The organism is Sulfitobacter litoralis, from assembly GCF_900103185.1.
Classification (GTDB): Bacteria; Pseudomonadota; Alphaproteobacteria; order Rhodobacterales; family Rhodobacteraceae; genus Sulfitobacter; species Sulfitobacter litoralis.
Genome location: NZ_FNJD01000004.1, coordinates 109,443 through 124,759 on the forward strand (window position 1 = coordinate 109,443; position 15,317 = coordinate 124,759).

Annotated in this window: 16 protein-coding genes; 5 read left to right on the top strand and 11 right to left on the bottom strand. The window is 59.0% G+C overall.

What is annotated here, in order from left to right:
- Nucleotides 1-29: 29 nt before the first annotated feature.
- The 6 genes from rsmA to lptF are packed head-to-tail and all read right to left on the bottom strand — an operon-like array spanning nucleotide 30 to nucleotide 7,459.
- On the bottom strand, nucleotides 30-872 hold the full coding sequence (gene rsmA / locus BLQ98_RS05025; protein ID WP_093732250.1) for a 16S rRNA (adenine(1518)-N(6)/adenine(1519)-N(6))-dimethyltransferase RsmA: 843 nt from the start codon (nucleotides 870-872) through the stop codon (nucleotides 30-32).
- Between the two features lie 40 nt (nucleotides 873-912).
- Nucleotides 913-1,899, bottom strand: a complete 987-nt coding sequence (gene pdxA, locus BLQ98_RS05030) for a 4-hydroxythreonine-4-phosphate dehydrogenase PdxA (RefSeq protein ID WP_093732251.1) — start codon at nucleotides 1,897-1,899, stop codon at nucleotides 913-915.
- Nucleotides 1,896-3,113, bottom strand: a complete 1,218-nt coding sequence (locus BLQ98_RS05035) for a peptidylprolyl isomerase (protein ID WP_093732252.1) — start codon at nucleotides 3,111-3,113, stop codon at nucleotides 1,896-1,898. Before BLQ98_RS05035 ends, pdxA begins: the two co-directional genes overlap by 4 nt.
- 5 nt (nucleotides 3,114-3,118) lie before the next feature.
- Nucleotides 3,119-5,233, bottom strand: coding sequence for an LPS-assembly protein LptD (locus BLQ98_RS05040; protein WP_093732253.1), 2,115 nt, complete (start codon nucleotides 5,231-5,233; stop codon nucleotides 3,119-3,121).
- A gap of 1 nt (nucleotide 5,234) precedes the next feature.
- Nucleotides 5,235-6,332, bottom strand: a complete 1,098-nt coding sequence (lptG, locus tag BLQ98_RS05045; RefSeq protein WP_093732254.1) for an LPS export ABC transporter permease LptG — start codon at nucleotides 6,330-6,332, stop codon at nucleotides 5,235-5,237.
- Nucleotides 6,329-7,459, bottom strand: coding sequence for an LPS export ABC transporter permease LptF (gene lptF / locus BLQ98_RS05050; protein ID WP_093732255.1), 1,131 nt, complete (start codon nucleotides 7,457-7,459; stop codon nucleotides 6,329-6,331). Before lptF ends, lptG begins: the two co-directional genes overlap by 4 nt.
- Nucleotides 7,460-7,596: 137 nt before the next feature.
- On the opposite strand from lptF, the gene BLQ98_RS05055 reads away from it, so the two are divergent.
- Entirely contained in the window at nucleotides 7,597-9,069 is a 1,473-nt protein-coding gene (locus BLQ98_RS05055; protein ID WP_093732256.1) for a leucyl aminopeptidase, read from the top strand.
- A gap of 5 nt (nucleotides 9,070-9,074) precedes the next feature.
- A complete protein-coding gene (locus BLQ98_RS05060; RefSeq protein WP_093732257.1) occupies nucleotides 9,075-9,533 on the top strand; it encodes a DNA polymerase III subunit chi in 459 nt (152 codons plus the stop codon).
- Between the two features lie 17 nt (nucleotides 9,534-9,550).
- Here BLQ98_RS05060 and BLQ98_RS05065 read toward each other — a convergent pair whose 3' ends face one another.
- The 3 genes from BLQ98_RS05065 to BLQ98_RS05075 are packed head-to-tail and all read right to left on the bottom strand — an operon-like array spanning nucleotide 9,551 to nucleotide 12,743.
- Nucleotides 9,551-10,135 carry a retropepsin-like aspartic protease family protein gene (locus tag BLQ98_RS05065; RefSeq protein ID WP_093732258.1) on the bottom strand — a complete coding sequence of 195 codons (585 nt, stop codon included), beginning with the start codon at nucleotides 10,133-10,135 and terminating at the stop codon, nucleotides 9,551-9,553.
- A gap of 51 nt (nucleotides 10,136-10,186) precedes the next feature.
- On the bottom strand, nucleotides 10,187-10,822 hold the full coding sequence (locus tag BLQ98_RS05070) for a MarC family protein (protein ID WP_167354511.1): 636 nt from the start codon (nucleotides 10,820-10,822) through the stop codon (nucleotides 10,187-10,189).
- Nucleotides 10,823-10,880: 58 nt separating this feature from the next.
- The gene (locus BLQ98_RS05075; RefSeq protein ID WP_208596021.1) at nucleotides 10,881-12,743 is read right to left on the bottom strand and encodes an ABC-F family ATP-binding cassette domain-containing protein; all 1,863 of its coding nucleotides are present in this window, start codon (nucleotides 12,741-12,743) and stop codon (nucleotides 10,881-10,883) included.
- Nucleotides 12,744-12,847: 104 nt separating this feature from the next.
- On the opposite strand from BLQ98_RS05075, the gene ndk reads away from it, so the two are divergent.
- Nucleotides 12,848-13,270, top strand: coding sequence for a nucleoside-diphosphate kinase (gene ndk, locus BLQ98_RS05080; protein WP_093732261.1), 423 nt, complete (start codon nucleotides 12,848-12,850; stop codon nucleotides 13,268-13,270).
- A gap of 74 nt (nucleotides 13,271-13,344) precedes the next feature.
- On the opposite strand, the gene BLQ98_RS05085 is transcribed toward ndk, so the two are convergent.
- Nucleotides 13,345-13,761, bottom strand: coding sequence for a DUF4112 domain-containing protein (locus tag BLQ98_RS05085; protein ID WP_093732262.1), 417 nt, complete (start codon nucleotides 13,759-13,761; stop codon nucleotides 13,345-13,347).
- Nucleotides 13,762-13,839: 78 nt separating this feature from the next.
- Nucleotides 13,840-14,166, bottom strand: coding sequence for a TfoX/Sxy family protein (locus BLQ98_RS05090; protein WP_093732263.1), 327 nt, complete (start codon nucleotides 14,164-14,166; stop codon nucleotides 13,840-13,842).
- Nucleotides 14,167-14,543: 377 nt separating this feature from the next.
- On the opposite strand from BLQ98_RS05090, the gene BLQ98_RS05095 reads away from it, so the two are divergent.
- Both BLQ98_RS05095 and BLQ98_RS05100 read left to right on the top strand, forming a co-directional pair.
- Complete coding sequence (locus BLQ98_RS05095; protein WP_237271630.1) at nucleotides 14,544-14,711, top strand: RSP_7527 family protein; 168 nt, start codon at nucleotides 14,544-14,546, stop codon at nucleotides 14,709-14,711.
- Between the two features lie 83 nt (nucleotides 14,712-14,794).
- Complete coding sequence (locus BLQ98_RS05100; RefSeq protein ID WP_093732265.1) at nucleotides 14,795-15,013, top strand: DUF1127 domain-containing protein; 219 nt, start codon at nucleotides 14,795-14,797, stop codon at nucleotides 15,011-15,013.
- The last annotated feature ends 304 nt before the right edge of the window (nucleotides 15,014-15,317 follow it).

Below are 15,317 nucleotides of genomic sequence, written 5' to 3' on the forward strand. Positions count from 1 at the left end.
TTTTGAAGCTATTGGTCGGGCTGCAGCGGTCAGGTCTTGGCGATCTCGCGGGCCAGCGCACAGAACCCTTCCAGTGGCACCTGTTCCGCCCGTTCGGTCGGCTTTAGACCCGCGGCCAGTAAACGGTCCTCGATATCCGGTGCGGCACCCTTTAGCGCCGAACGTAGCATCTTGCGCCGCTGGTTAAACGCCGCGGCTACGATCCGGTTCAACACGGCAGGATCGGCGGGAAACCGCGGTTCAGGCAGGGCCGTGAGATGCACCACCGCAGAGGATACTTTGGGCGGAGGGGTAAAGGCCTCGGGCGGCAGGTTCAGCACAATCCTTGCATCGGCCCGCCACTGTGCCAGCAGAGCCAGACGGCCATAGGCCTTGGAGCCGGGTTTGGCAACGATACGTTCAGCCACCTCGCGCTGGAACATAAGAGTAAGGCTTTGCCAGAACGGCGGCCATTCCTGCGGGGTCAACCAACGGACCAACAGTTCGGTGCCCACGTTATACGGCAGGTTCGCAGCAATGCGGATCGGTGGCGTCAAATGGGCTAAAGGGTCAATCTCGAGCGCGTCGCCTTCGATGACCATCAACCGATCAGGATAAGCGTCCGAAATTTCAGCGAGCGCAGGCAAGCAGCGTTTGTCCTTTTCGATCGCAAGAACGCGGCGCGCGCCTTCGGACAGCAACCCACGCGTCAACCCACCGGGACCTGGCCCGATTTCAAGCACATCACATTCAGTCATATCGCCCGCTTGCCGCGCGATCTTGGCCGTCAGATTGAGGTCGAGCAAAAAGTTCTGCCCCAAGGATTTGCGTGCCTTGAGGTCATGGGTGTTAATCACATCGCGCAGGGGCGGAAGGTTGTCGATTGTGCTCATCTGGGGGCCTGTGAAACGGGGAAAGACGGGGGGCGGACGCTCATGATTGCGCCATACGGTAGGCCATACGCAGCGCTTCAACCATGCTGGTAGGATTGGCAATACCCTGACCCGCGATGTCAAACGCAGTGCCATGATCAGGCGAGGTTCGAATGAACGGCAGGCCGAGCGTCACGTTGACGCCGCGGTCGAAATCCAGCGTCTTGATCGGGATCAGCGCTTGATCGTGGTACATGGCAATCGCCGCGTCATATCGTGCCCGCGCGGCAGCATGGAACATCGTATCAGCAGGGTGCGGTCCGCTGAGGTCAAAGCCTTCGCCCTGCATCTGCGTAACGAGCGTGTTCATCCAGTCGGCTTCCTGACGGCCCATCGTGCCACCTTCGCCAGCGTGGGGGTTCAATCCCGCGATGGCGATTTTGGGAGTTTTGATCCCGAATTGGGACATCAGCCCCGCCGATGTAATCTCTATCACGCGGCGCAGATGGGCAGGTGTCAGGACATTTGGGACCTGATCCAATGCAATGTGGATTGTTGCCGGCACGACCCGCAGCTGATCCGAGGCCAGCATCATCACGACGTCCACGCCACCGGCCAGCGCAGCAAGGTATTCCGTATGGCCCGGATAGCCGAAAGCCGCGCCGTCTTTCAGCGCTTTCTTGTGGATCGGGGCCGTGGTCAAGGCACAGGCCGCACCGCTGCGCACCAGATCAACGCCGCGTGCGATCACATCGATCACGCCCTGCGCATTGGCGGGGTCCGGGTGTCCTGCGACCGCGTCACCGGCAAAGTCGTGGCGCAGCACGGGTAGGGCGGTGTCGCCTGCCTCTCGCGCGTCAGACGGGCTATCGATGATGCAATGGGGGATATCACGGGGCAGGTGGCGCGGATCACCAATCCAGGCAAGCGGCACTTCGCCTGACAGCATCGCCCAAGCCCGTGCGGCGACCTCTGGCCCGATGCCAGAGGGTTCGCCGCAAGAGATCACAACCGGCTTGTCGGCCAAGCCCGTTTTAGCTTGGGTCATTTGCGAACGATGCGCGCGTCGGCCCGCAGTTGTTCGAGCAGCTGTTCCGCATAGCCGGTCAGCCGTTCCTGACGCAGCGCGTTTGTCACATCCTCGCGCGAGGCAGATGCATTGGCAGCAGCGGTACGGCCACACATCATCAGCAGCATCAGCGTTTGACCATTGGCACGGGTCAGTGTCGTTGAAACTTCGCCGGGGTCCAGCTTTGACAGTTCAATCGCCACGTCTTGCGGGATTTCTGCGGGGGCTTGGGTGACACGTTCCAGCACTTCGGCGGGCTGGCCTTTGGCAATACCGTATAGATCATCGCATCGGTCGATCCGGCCACGGATGCTTGCGGCCTGTGCCAGTGCTGCCTCGGTCCGTCCGCCGGGGATGTAGTAGGTCGCATATTCGATCGCCGAATAGGTCGGTGCAGTGACGTTCGTTTCCTCGATGTCGCGCAGCTGAAACAGCGCCACGGCGTTCGGGATTGGTAGAGGATCGGTGACTTCGCCCGGCGCAAGGCTGAGGATCAGCGGTTGCAGGCTCGGGGGCAGGTCAGTCAGGTTCTGCCACGGTAGATGTCCGCCACGACCCCGCGAAGCGGTCGCGGAATAGCGGCTGGCGTAGTTCGAAAATTCAGCCGCAGATTTGGACTGGGAAATCTGTTCGGCCAGTGTATTTACCCGTGCCGCCTGTTGCGGTGGGGCGGGTATGATAATCTCGGACACAAGAACGCGCACGCCGCTGCCATTGCTTTCCCCCAAGGCGCGGTCGATTTCCGCGTCAGTGATTTGCACCCGGCTGGCATAGCGGGCACGCACCAGTTCGCGCCACCCGATGGAATTCACGACGAAATCGCGAAATGTTTCAGGCGAGATACCGGATTGACCTAGCGCTTGGGTAAATTCTTCGGTGCTCAGATCCGCGCGCGACGCAAATTCGGACAGGCTGTCCGCGATGCCCTGCGGGGTCAGTTCGATCCCTGCCTCAGCCACCGCTTCGTTGCGAAGGCGTTCGTCGATAAGCGAATTCAGCGCCCCATCGCGGGTCGCACCAGGGGCGTTCAAAACTTCAAGAAAGCGCCGGCGTTGCTGCACCTCGAATTCAGTCACAATGGATTCATTCACCTTGGCCACGGGCGCAAAGAGGTTCTGCGCCGAAACGGGGGCGCTGGTCACCAGACCAAGCCCAAGTACGGCGATGCTTCGTGTCAGACGGTTCAGGTTCATCTTACTTATTTCCCACATGATCGCTCATATCTTTCTGTTCCGTTGGAGGCCGAGAAGCCCCGCAGGCCGACGTTAAACCCGATATCGGTAGAGGGCTCAACACTTGTTGAGGAGGTATAGCGGCGGCGCACCGAAAGGTCGACGCTCACGCATTCATTATTGTAGGTCAGGCCAAGTCCTGCCGTCGCTGCGGTACTGTTCTGCACGTCATAGCGCACGTCGGCGCTGGCGGACCATTGCTGGTTGATGTCATAGCTGCCGTCCAGCGACACTTCTGAAATTGCCTCGGTCCGGGCTTCATCTGGGTCAGCTTCAAGCCAGACATACGTCCCTGCGACGGTGGTTTTGCCAAAATTCCAGCCCCCGCGCAGCTCTGCCTTTGAGATGTCGAAGTCGGCATCCACCAGCGTGCGCGCGGTCAGCGAAAGCCCAGCATTGTTCCTGATTTGCCCCGCCAGCAAAACATCAGAGCGCGCCCCAGACAGACCGGATGTATCGGTAAACTCGGGATCGATGACGCTGCGAAACACCTGACCAACAGCCACATAGGTATCCCAGCCATTGGGGTCAAAGCGCGACCAGTTGACGGCCACCGCTGCGGTGGTGCCCCGTTCACGCCGGTCGGGGCGCGGAAAGCGCGACAATGACAGAATATTGCCCTGATCGAACTCGACGCGGGTGCTTTCTTCGTTCGGAATGTCGAGCCTGCCGCCATCGGTCCATCCCAGCTGCACCACAGGCGTCAGCACCTGCGAGGCACCGCCTGCCTCGCGGCGGGCCATCGGATAGCTGAACCCAACGGCCCCAAAAGGGGCTACATCGCTGTGGTTCTGCGCAAAGCTGCTGTCTTGGGTGATGTCAAAGAAATTGAACGTCGTCCCGATCTGCGTATCCGTCACAAGGCCCGAGCGGTGGGTAAAGCGGCGCAGATATTTCAACGATCCGTTGATCCGCGATACATCACGGCCGATGATGTCCACATCCGAACTGCGCCAGTGGCTATGGGCCTCAAGGCCGAACCGCAATTCTCCTCCCCAAGCTTTGGGGAAAAAGCGTCGTTCGAATTCGCCGTCGATCACGACGGTCGGCAGGGTGCTGTTTAGTTCGCCAGGGCGCAGGGTTTCAAAGTTGTAAAGGCTGGTGCGCACAAAACTGTCGCGCCGTGCGCGGGATAGCGTCAGATCGCTGCGCAGACGGTCATCATCCGCATAACCGTATTCGGTGAAATACGAACTGTCGCTCACGGCCTCTATCGTAAAGCTGAGCTGATAGTCCCGCTCCAGATCAAAGCGGCCTTCGCCAAAAAGGTAGCCACGGGTGTCGCCGGGTTGCTGGTCATCCCGCGTGTAGGCACCGTCAAACTGGATCTCGCCATTGGTGAACGCTTGGCGATAGCGAAATTCGAGGGTGCGGGTCGACGACGAAAGATACGGGGTCAACGTCAGGTCGCGGCTTTGCCCAAGCGTGATGAAATACGGCAGCTTCAGCCCCGTACCCAAAAGCGACGTCGTACGGACTGACGGCGCGAGAAAGCCGTTCGCGCGGTCTAGTGTGGGATCGGGCAGGCGCAGGCGCGGTAGATAAAAGACTGGAACGGACCGGATGTGAAAGGTCGCATCGTCGAAATACAATTGTTGTGCCACGGTGTCATGCACCACGCGGCGGGCGCGTATCTGCCACAGGGGCAATTCGCCGTCATTACAGGTTTTGCACGAAGTGACGGCAGTTTTATACAGTTGGCTATAGCGCCCTTCAACACGGTCGATCTGCACGGCGGCCATTTGCACCTGCTGGTTCAACACCATGCGCGCGCCGCGCAGCAACCCGTTTTGCAGCCCCTGATCCAGCTCGGCGGCATCAGCAAGAATGACCGTACCGTCCCCATCGTTCAGCACGATCGGCCCTTCAATCACCAGCGCACCGGTTTGGTCGTTATAGCGGATGGCGGACGCCCGAATACGGGTGGTGCCCTGAAACGCCTCTACGTTGCCTTGGGCGACCAGTTCGCGGTCACGGGTGATAAAAAGGTCATCGGCTACCAACACAGCGGGACGGTCGCTGTCTTGCGCAGCGGCAGGCAATCCAAGCGCCACAAGAAGGGTCAGGAGCAAACGGCGCATGTCAGCCATCCTCTGCGTGTAAAAGAAGACCAAGCGCCAAGAGGATCGACGCGACGGGCGGAGCCCATGCGGCAAGAAGAACCGGGATCTGCCCGTTCTCTCCCAGAATTTGTGCAAAGCTGCGAATAAAATACAACCCGAACCCCAACAAGACAGACGCCAACACGGCAACGCCCGTGCCACCAAACCTCGTATGGCGCATGGTGAAAGCGCTCGCAACTAGAACCATCGCCACCAGGAAGAACGGCCGCGCCAGTTCGGTCTGTAGCCAGACCTTGTGGCGGCGCGGGCTGAATCCAGCGAGTTCAAGCTGTTCGATATAGTCGGGCAGATCATAGATCGACACCGCGCCGGGGTCGGTAATGCTGTCACGGATGCGATCCAGTGTCAGGGTCGAGGGCAGGGTAAGCGTCTCAAACGTCTCTGCCGCGCCTTCAGCGTTCACACCCACCTGCAGCGGCCATGACTTTGCATCCGCCAATATCCAGATACCGTCCTCGAGTGCTGCGCTGCCCGCTTCGATCCGGCGCTTCGGGCCACCATCTGGTGCGTAGGTCAGGAAAGTTACGTCATAAAGCACCGAGGCATCTTTGTTTGATCGCCAAGCTCGGATCACGGTTTGCCCATCGTCGCTGCCTTGCCGCAGCCACAGCCCTTCGGCGCTGACCGACAAAACAGAGGTCCCGCCCGCGCGGATACTGTCCGTCATCTGGCCGTATTTTTTCGCGGTTGCTGCAACGATCGGGTTCAACATGCCCACGGCCATAACGCCGATAATGAAGGCCACCCAAATCGGTGCCTGCAACGCGCTAAGAGCCGATCTGCCCGCGGCACGGGTCACAACCAGTTCAGACGACCGCGCCAACGACAAAAACAGCACCACCGTGGCAAGGATCATGATCAAAGGCAGGATCAGGTTCATCGTCTCGGGTGTGTTCAGCAAGGTCATGCCGAAAAGCCGAGGCCAGCCGATGTCATAGCTGCTAAATTTCCGCGCCTGTTCAACCATGTCGACAAGGACCAGCAAGGAAAACAGCACCGCCGAGATCAGCACGAAGCCCATGATAAAACGGCGGGCGAAATAGAGATGCAGGATCATGCGACGCCCCTTTTTCTGCCCATCCGTTTGGTCCACCCGGGGTGCGCCGTTTGCCAGATCATCCCGATGACGATTACGGCCCCGATCAGGCTGGGGAGGAACAACAATGGCCAGCGATCCGCGTTCTCGCGCACCGTTTCGACCAAAGTGCCACGCAGCCCGTCAATCGCGATCAACAGGCCAAAGGCGATCACGATTTCGCGCCAGACCCCGAACCGGGAAAAGCCCCCGAGCACCAGTGTCGCATAGCCAATCAGTGCAGCAATTATGCAAAAAGCGGCAGAGGCAAAGCGCGCGGTCAGCTCTTCTGCGATCTCGCCCGATGTGGATTTCGTGGCGTTCTCAAGCTGGTCCCAGTCCGCGAACAGCTGTGCTGTGGTCATCGCGTCGATGGACGTGCTTTTCGCGTTTTTGCTGCTGACCAAGGCCGAAACATCAAACGAGAAATCGCGGAACTTGGCGGTCGACAGACGCGTGCCCGCCACTTCAAGCCGCTGCGCCATGCCGTCAACCATGATCAAGGTCGTGCCGTCGCCGTTGCGGATCAGATAGGCTTCGGATGCGGTATAGATCACGCCCTCGTCGGGGTTGCGGCGGTCAGATAAAAATACATCACGCAAAACCCCATCGGCATCGATCACGCGGGTGTAGAACGTCACCTTTGACGTGGGGTGCAGGAATGTCCCTTCGGTGAGCAGCCGCGCCGTCACATTCTGCGAAATCTCGGCCTCGCGTTCTGATAACTGGGCATTCGACAGGGGCAAAAGCAAATGGGTCAACACCGACATCATCAACGCAACGCACAGCCCATAGACGAACACCGGCCGTGCCAGACGCCAAGGGCTGGTGCCCGTTGCCTGCAATACGGTCAGCTCGGATTCGCTGGTCATGCGGTTGATCACATAAACCGACCCCGCAAAGGTCGCGATTGGCAGCACTGTGGTGATCAGCTTGGGCAGTCCCAACACAGTGAATTCCAGAAACACCAGCGCGGTCTGGCCGTCGCCGATCAGTCGGTCAAACAGCACCACAGCACGGTTGATCCAAAAAATCGCGACCAGAACCAGCGCAAAAAAGCTAAACAGGATCAGGAACTGGGACAACATATAGCGGTCGAACTTGGCCAATCTGCATCCCTTAGATATCAACGCGGGTTAACTTTCGCCCAACGTTAAAGGAAATTTCCGCCCGCGAAAACTGCTATCTGGCCTTACCGGCGCACGCAGGATACGTCTAAGCGAAATTCAGACAAAAGGGGTTCATGATGACCGCACTGACGCCAATGACATTTACCGAAACCGATATTGACCAGATCGCAGGCCACACGGGCCGTGTGGCTGTGATTGTGGGCGCGGATGGCAAGCTGAACCCCTCGGCGCGACGCATCAACAAGCTTACCAAAGGCGCGCTGGAGCGGCTCGTTGCCAGTGATAGCTTCACGAAATTGTCAGCGGGCGATGCCGTCAGCCTAGGGTTTCCGACCGGCATGGCGGCAGAGGCCGTGGATGTTGTGCAGCTTGAGAACAATGCCGACCAAGAAGCGCTGCGGGCCGCGGGTGCGTCGCTGGCCAAGCGCCGTGGCACCGCTGATCTGCTGGTCCTGACCGGTGGCCTGCGCAAAACGGCAGAGTTGTGTTTTGGTCTGGCGATGCGTGATTACACGTTTGAAGATCGCAAAAGCAACGGCAAGCCGCGCACGGGGCAGGTCACGATCATGAACTCCAAGCCCGAAGAGGTCGAGGCTGCCGCAGCGCCGCTGCTGGCAATCGCCGATGGCGCTTTTATGACCCGCGACCTGACCAACGAACCCGCAAATATCCTGACCACCACTGAATTCGCCGACCGTCTGGCCGAGATGGAATCCCTTGGCCTCGAGGTCGAAGTGCTGGACGACGCCAAGCTCGAAGAACTAGGCATGCGTACCTTGCTCAGCGTCGGGCAGGGGTCGGCCAGCCCGTCCTACGTTGTGGTGATGAAATGGAACGGCGGCGAGAAAGACGCGGCCCCGCTGGCACTAGTCGGCAAGGGCGTGGTGTTTGACACCGGCGGGATCAGCCTGAAACCCGGCGCAGGCATGGAGGACATGACAATGGATATGGGCGGCGCGGGCGTCGTGTCCGGCGTGATGCGCAGCCTCGCGTTGCGCAAGGCTAAGGCAAATGTCGTCGGTCTCGTCGGAATTGTAGAGAACATGCCTTCGAGCACGGCAACCCGCCCCGGTGACGTCATCAAAACAATGAAGGGTGACACGGTCGAGGTCATCAACACCGACGCCGAGGGGCGTTTGGTGCTGTGCGACGTGCTGTGGTACGCGCAGGAACGGTTCAATCCGGCGGGCGTGATCGACTTGGCCACGTTGACCGGCGCGATCATTATCGGCTTGGGCCATGACAATGCGGGCGTCTTCTCGAACGACGACGCGCTGTGCAACGCCTTCCTCAAGGCAGCAAAAACCGAGGGCGAAGGCGCGTGGCGCATGCCCATGGGCGCGGGCTATGACAAGCTGCTGAAAAGCCGCATCGCTGATATGAAAAACATCGGCGGTCGTCCTGCCGGATCGATCACAGCGGCGCAATTCCTACAACGGTTTATCAAAGACGGTACGCCCTGGATCCACCTTGATATTGCCGGCGTGGCTTCGGTTAAGTCTGAAACAGCGCTCGCACCCGTGGGGGCGACGGGCTGGGGCGTTGCGTCTTTGAACCGTTTGATTTCAAACCTCTACGAGACAGAGTAAACCTGATGGGTGCCGCGTATTTCTACCATCTGACCCAGCGACCCCTGGTCGAAACGCTGACCATGCTCTTGGGCAAGGCCCAAGGCGCTGGTTGGCGCGTGGCGGTACGTGGCACCGATCAAAATCTTCTGGAACAGTTGGACGTTGCCCTGTGGCGGGGTCCGGATGATGGGTTTTTACCGCATGGTTTGGCGGGCGGTCCTCATGATGCGGATCAGCCGGTGCTTTTGACCACCCAAAACGCTGCGCCCAACCGTGCAACCTGCGTGTTTTCGATCCACGGTGCGCCCGTAACCGCCGAAGAAGTTGCCGCGCTGGACCGCGTGTGCATCCTGTTCGACGGGTTAGACGAGCACGCGTTGAACGTGGCCCGCGACCAGTGGAAGGCTCTGAAGGCTGCGGGTGCATCGGCGCAATACTGGTCCGAGGAGTCGGGTCGATGGGAGAAAAAGGCAGAGACCTGAGGGTGTTACGCGCGCATCTACCGCGTCAGAATAAGCTCTCCATTGGTAATCTCGATCCGGCCCCAGCGTTGCAGATAGCCCATCCCCAGCAGTGATTGCCGCATCTCGCCCCCATTGACGACTGCAGGCACATTGGTGTCGCGCACGCCGCCCAGCTCAACCTCGGCCAACCTGACATAAGCGGTGCGCACCTCGCCATTGGCGGTGCTGGCGCGACCCAGATACTTCAGATCATCCGGCTTTAGCCCCGCGGTCTTGGCATCCTTGCGGGTGAGCACCATATCGGTCGCGCCCGTATCCACAACAAAGCGCAGCGGCGTGCCATTGATGGTGGCGGTAAGATAGTAATGACCGTCGCGCGCGCGCGGAAGGGTGACACTGCCGGTTCCCGCCTGATAGCTTTGGCGCGGAATATCACCGCTGCGGCTGATATCGCCCCAAAGCCCGTATCCCGCTGCAACGCCGATGAAAATCATGGCCCAGACGGCGACCTGCTGGAGCGTTTTATTCAGCCCCTGACGGCTTTGCATAAAGAACCAGCCCGCGACCATCGCCACAAGCAGGATCAGGTAGAACAAACGTCCTATGTCGATATCCGGCATCATATATCCTTTGGCAGTCTTCCAAGAATATGGGGGCAGGGCGTGCGAATGTCAGCCCGGCCCCGGCCCGAAACCAAAGGCGCTCAGGCCATCCAGAACGAATTGCACCGAAAGGGCGGCCAGTAGCATTCCCAAAAGTCGCGTGATCACGTTGATCCCGACCTTGCCCAAGGCGTTTTCAAGATAGCCGCTGGCCTGCATAGTAATGCCCATGATGAGCAGTACGGCAAAGGTAATGGCGACGACTGTCACCAACCCTTCGAGGCCCGGCTTCTCGCCCGTCAGCAAGATCACCGACGCGATAGAGCCGGGACCGGCGATCAACGGAATGGCCAGCGGGAACACCGACGGATCGTCGTGATCATCATCCGCTTCGGCATGGCCTTCGCGGCGTTTGGTCCGGCGGTCGAACAACATATCAAGGGCGGTCAGGAAAAGCAGCACGCCCCCCGCCACCCGAAAAGCGGGCATGGAGATCCCGATGAACCCCAGCACGGCCTCGCCAAAAGCGGCAAAGACCAGCAAGATCAGGCCGGCAATGATAACCGACCGCCACGCGATCAGCCTGCGCTGGCGTGGGGTCATACCAGGGGTAAGGGCCAAAAACATAGGGCCAATCGCAAAGGGGTCGATGATCACGATTATGGTCGCGAACGCCGTGATCATGAACGCCAGATCAAGTGCCATCATAAACTGCCACCGGGGCCAGCCCCGTCCTCATGCCTTTAGCGCCGGCCCCGTGTCTTCAGGCAGACGCGGTTTCCAGCTTTTCCAATGCGCCCATCCAGATCGCCTCTGCCCGTTCAAGGGCGGCCATGACTTCGGCGTATTTCTTGTTCCAAACCTCAAGTTCGCCGACTTTGTCCTTTTCGTAAAGGGCAGGGTCCGCGAGCTTTTTAGCCAGTTTGTCCCGCATGTCGTTGATCTTGGTCACCCGCGCCTCGGCGGTCCGCACTTCCGAGCGCAGGGCAAGGATGTCTTCGCGGTTGGCGCGTTTCGGTTTCGGCACTTCCTTGACCGGTTTGGCGTTCTTGCTGACGGGCTTTTCCACGGTCAGCAGCATCTTGCGGTACGCTTCGAGGTCATCCTCATAGGGCTGAACGGTGCCGTTCGACACCAGCCACAAACGGTCTGCCACCATCGACAAAAGGTGCATGTCGTGGCTGACAAGGATCACAGCGCCAGAATAGCGCGTCAGTGCCTCGACGAGCGCTTCGCGCGATTCGATATCAAGGTGGTTGGTCGGCTCATCGAGGATCAGCAGATGCGGTGCATCCAGTGTGGCCAGCAGCAGGGACAGACGTGCCTTTTGCCCACCCGACAGGCGACCGACTTCGGTATCGGCCTGATCCGGCCCCAGACCAAACCCGGCCAACTGCGCCCGCAGCTTTGATTGCATCACACCGGGGCGTGCGCTGATCATGTGCTGAAGCGGCGTTTCGTGAACGACCAGTTCATCCACTTGGTGCTGCGCAAAGAAACCGATCCGCAGCTTGCTCGAGTTGATCGCCTTGCCATCAAACAGCACCAGACGGTTGGACAGCAGCTTGGACAGCGTTGATTTACCCTGACCGTTTTTACCCAACAACGCGATACGATCGTCTTGGTCGATCCGCAGATTCAGGCGCGACAGCACGGGCTGGCCCTCGGTATAGCCGGTCGATCCGCCTTCGATGCTGATGATCGGTGGCGACAGCTCGTCTGGTTGCGGGAAGGTAAAGACCTTGCGCGCGGCTTCTTCCGGCGGCGTGATCGTCACCATCTTTTCGATGGCCTTCATCCGCGATTGGGCCTGTTTGGCCTTGGACGCCTTGGCCTTAAAGCGGTCAACGAACGCCTGCATGTGTTGTTTATGCGCCTGCTGCTTTTTCGCCTGCGCGGTCAGCTGCGCACGCTTTTCGGCCCGCATTTTAGCGAATTGATCGTAATTACCTTGATAATACGTGAGCTTACGGTCTTCGAGGTGCAGGATGCCACCAACGGCGCGGTTCAGCAGACCACGGTCGTGGCTGATGATGATCACCGTATGCGGGTATTTCGACAGGTAGTTTTCCAGCCACAACGCGCCTTCAAGGTCGAGGTAGTTGGTCGGTTCGTCCAACAGCAGCAAATCGGGTTGTGCAAACAGAACCCCCGCCAATGCCACACGCATCCGCCAGCCGCCCGAATAGGCAGAACAGGGTTGCTGCTGGTCATGATCATCAAAGCCGAGGCCCTTGAGGATCGCGGCAGCACGGCCTTCGGCGGACCAGGCGTCGATATCGGCAAGACGGGTCTGCACCTCGGCGATACGCGCGGGGTCTTCCGTCGTCTCTGCCTCGTGCATCAGCGCGGCGCGTTCCACATCGGCGGCCAGCACCGTTTCAATCAGCGACACGTCAGACGACGGCACCTCTTGGGCGATGCCCCCGATCTTGGCGCGCGATGGCAGGCTGATGTCGCCTGCGTCAAGCGACAGCTCTCCGCGAATGATTTTGAAAAGCGTGGTTTTACCCGCACCGTTTTGCCCGACGAGGCCCACTTTGTGGCCTTCGGGGATGACCGCACTGGCTTCCTCAAACAAGGGACGGCCTTCGACGGAATAGTTGATTTCTGAAATGCTTAACATGGACGCGGTGTGGACCATGTCTGGCCCCGCGTCAATCGCGGCTTTTCACGGGGGATGACCCATGCTAGGGAGCGGCCAAATCAACCCCACCTAGGAGAGCTATCATGGCCCTTGAGCGCACATTCTCGATCATCAAACCAGACGCAACACGCCGCAACCTGACCGGCAAAATCAACGCCAAATTCGAAGAAGCCGGCCTGCGCATCGTCGCACAAAAGCGTATTCACATGACAAAGGCACAAGCGGGCGTCTTCTATGCTGTACACGCCGAGCGTCCTTTCTATGACGAACTGTGCGAATTCATGGCATCCGAGCCGGTTATCGTTCAGGTTCTTGAAGGCGAAGGCGCGATCGCGAAAAACCGCGAAGTTATGGGCGCAACCAACCCAGCCGACGCCGCAGCTGGCACCATCCGCGCAGAATTCGCTGAATCCGTTGGCGAAAACTCCGTTCACGGGTCCGACGCTCCTGAAACAGCCGCAGTCGAAATCGCGTATTTCTTCTCCGGTCTGGAACTGGTTGGCTAAGCCTTAACGGGTTTAGACAGATGAAAGGGGTCGCAGGAAACTGCGGCCCCTTTTTCTATGCGGCGTGATTGGCATTAGCCTTTAAGGGTCGGGTGATGGGATGACAGTTCGCCGTCAGCAGGGCTAACCGTTTTCATTGGGGCCGTTTCATCTAGGTGACGGTGCAAAAGATCGACGTTTCGCGTGTTTGCTTTCCAGCCGATGTCAAAGATATCACCGATCAATGGGATCGCGCCGATCGCAAGGTCGATGCCGACGTTCGCGCCCATGCGTGCCAAGACCGATCTGCTTGCGCCCATGCGATGCGCCTCTTTGACGATATAGCCCGCTGGTGCCAGCGCCAGAACATCGCCCACGCCGGGGATCAGGCCAAGGATACTGTCCCAACCCAAACGGATGCCAAACAATGGGACGCGCAACGCGCTGTCCATCGTGCGAGCAAGACCGCGCAGGCGATCAAGATCGTGCTGAACATCAGGGGAATGGGGCATGGGGCAGGGTGTCCTGTTGGGGGTACTCTGCAGTATAACGCCGTTGAGGGCGGGGACGTTCCGACTAAGAGATCAAGCTCACGCTTCTCGGACACCGATGAGGTTCATCATACGCTCGAACTCTGACTGGACCGGATCGTGCGCGCGGGCCTTGATCGCGTCGAATTTGACGCGCAGCGCCTTCTTTTCTTCACCTTTGCAATCATTCCATGGGCGGCCTTGCAGCCCCATGACCAAGACATAATACCCGATGAAGTGCGGACGTTGCCCATTTTGCAGCAAACGCGCGTAGGCGGCATCGGCACCAAGATCGCGCAAGGCTTCGGCAGAATGAATGCCCGCCTTGGCGCAGCTTTGCTCGAACGCGGGGCCAAGATTACGGATCGAGGAAACAGGGTCAGTCATGCCTGACTACCTATACCGTCGTCTGCGCTCTGTCACTTTCAGATGCTGGCATAATCCGTAAATATCACCGGCTGAGGTTTTTCCTGCGCGGGCATGGGTGGGACGGATTGCTGCGGCTGGTTCGGTTGCTTGGTCATGTGTCTTCTCCGGTTTGTGTTGGTCTCTCCGTTTCAGGGGCTACCAACGTTCGGGCGGCCCTATTGTTCAGGGTGAAGGTCAAAACTGCCGATACAAAGGCCGGATATGGGCCGTTATGGGGTAAAACTGTGCCATTTAAGCCATGCGTTTTTCGCATATCGACTATGGTTTGCACCTTTGCTGCACCGCCCACATATGACGATCACGGGCATTGAGGCCCTGAAATGGAAAGCTGGAAAATGAAAACCGAAGCTACATACAAAACCGCCACACCGGTCGAAGTCGACCGCCTGCTTGCTGAAGCCAATGCATTGCGTAGTGCCTATCTCTCTGCCGCAGTCGCCAAAGCATCGCGCAAGTTTACCGGCCTGTTCCGCACCGCACCCCGCGGCACGGCAGCAGCTTAAACCGCCAGCGCTTTGCTGACGGAACATACCAAACCGAATGCGGTGGATAGGCCGCCGCATAGACGTGAAAGAGAGAATAAGAAATGAGCTATACATCCACATATACCGCCGCGCCCGTTGCGGGTCTGATGCCCAAGCTGCGCATGTCGTTGAACGCATTCCGCGCCTACAGCGCTGATCAACGCGCCAAACGCCAGACCTTCCGCGAATTGTCGGCGATGAATGACCGAGATCTGGCAGATATCGGTGTTGCACGTGGCGAAATCCGCCATATTGCTTCGCAAGCGGTTGCACTGCGCTAAACCGTACGTCTCAAGCCGCAAGAATTTCCCCGCCGCGAAGTCCTCCCACTTCGCGGCGGTTTTATTTTGTCTGATCAAGTGTTTACGAGGTGATTTTGGGTGTCGGTGATTCCCATACCTGCAGTCGTTTAACTTACTATCGCCCCCGAAAACTCCGTTCCCCGCTGCGACCTCAAAACAGGGTTTTGCGATCAAAGCTATTGCCAGAATTATATTCTTTGCCGTCATTGAATGATACGACTCGGTACTTGGTTGGCGCTGCGCCATTGAAGCGCAGCTGCGTCATGTTACCTCCCCCTTAGAC

Coding starts and splice junctions, on each gene's coding strand:
- rsmA (WP_093732250.1), bottom strand. CDS start 872: ATGAGCACAATCGACAACCTTCCGCCCCTGCGCGATGTGATTAACACC.
- pdxA (WP_093732251.1), bottom strand. CDS start 1,899: ATGACCCAAGCTAAAACGGGCTTGGCCGACAAGCCGGTTGTGATCTCT.
- BLQ98_RS05035 (WP_093732252.1), bottom strand. CDS start 3,113: ATGAACCTGAACCGTCTGACACGAAGCATCGCCGTACTTGGGCTTGGT.
- BLQ98_RS05040 (WP_093732253.1), bottom strand. CDS start 5,233: ATGCGCCGTTTGCTCCTGACCCTTCTTGTGGCGCTTGGATTGCCTGCC.
- lptG (WP_093732254.1), bottom strand. CDS start 6,332: ATGATCCTGCATCTCTATTTCGCCCGCCGTTTTATCATGGGCTTCGTG.
- BLQ98_RS05055 (WP_093732256.1), top strand. CDS start 7,597: ATGACCGCACTGACGCCAATGACATTTACCGAAACCGATATTGACCAG.
- BLQ98_RS05060 (WP_093732257.1), top strand. CDS start 9,075: ATGGGTGCCGCGTATTTCTACCATCTGACCCAGCGACCCCTGGTCGAA.
- BLQ98_RS05065 (WP_093732258.1), bottom strand. CDS start 10,135: ATGCCGGATATCGACATAGGACGTTTGTTCTACCTGATCCTGCTTGTG.
- BLQ98_RS05070 (WP_167354511.1), bottom strand. CDS start 10,822: ATGGCACTTGATCTGGCGTTCATGATCACGGCGTTCGCGACCATAATC.
- BLQ98_RS05075 (WP_208596021.1), bottom strand. CDS start 12,743: ATGTTAAGCATTTCAGAAATCAACTATTCCGTCGAAGGCCGTCCCTTG.
- ndk (WP_093732261.1), top strand. CDS start 12,848: ATGGCCCTTGAGCGCACATTCTCGATCATCAAACCAGACGCAACACGC.
- BLQ98_RS05085 (WP_093732262.1), bottom strand. CDS start 13,761: ATGCCCCATTCCCCTGATGTTCAGCACGATCTTGATCGCCTGCGCGGT.
- BLQ98_RS05090 (WP_093732263.1), bottom strand. CDS start 14,166: ATGACTGACCCTGTTTCCTCGATCCGTAATCTTGGCCCCGCGTTCGAG.
- BLQ98_RS05095 (WP_237271630.1), top strand. CDS start 14,544: ATGAAAACCGAAGCTACATACAAAACCGCCACACCGGTCGAAGTCGAC.
- BLQ98_RS05100 (WP_093732265.1), top strand. CDS start 14,795: ATGAGCTATACATCCACATATACCGCCGCGCCCGTTGCGGGTCTGATG.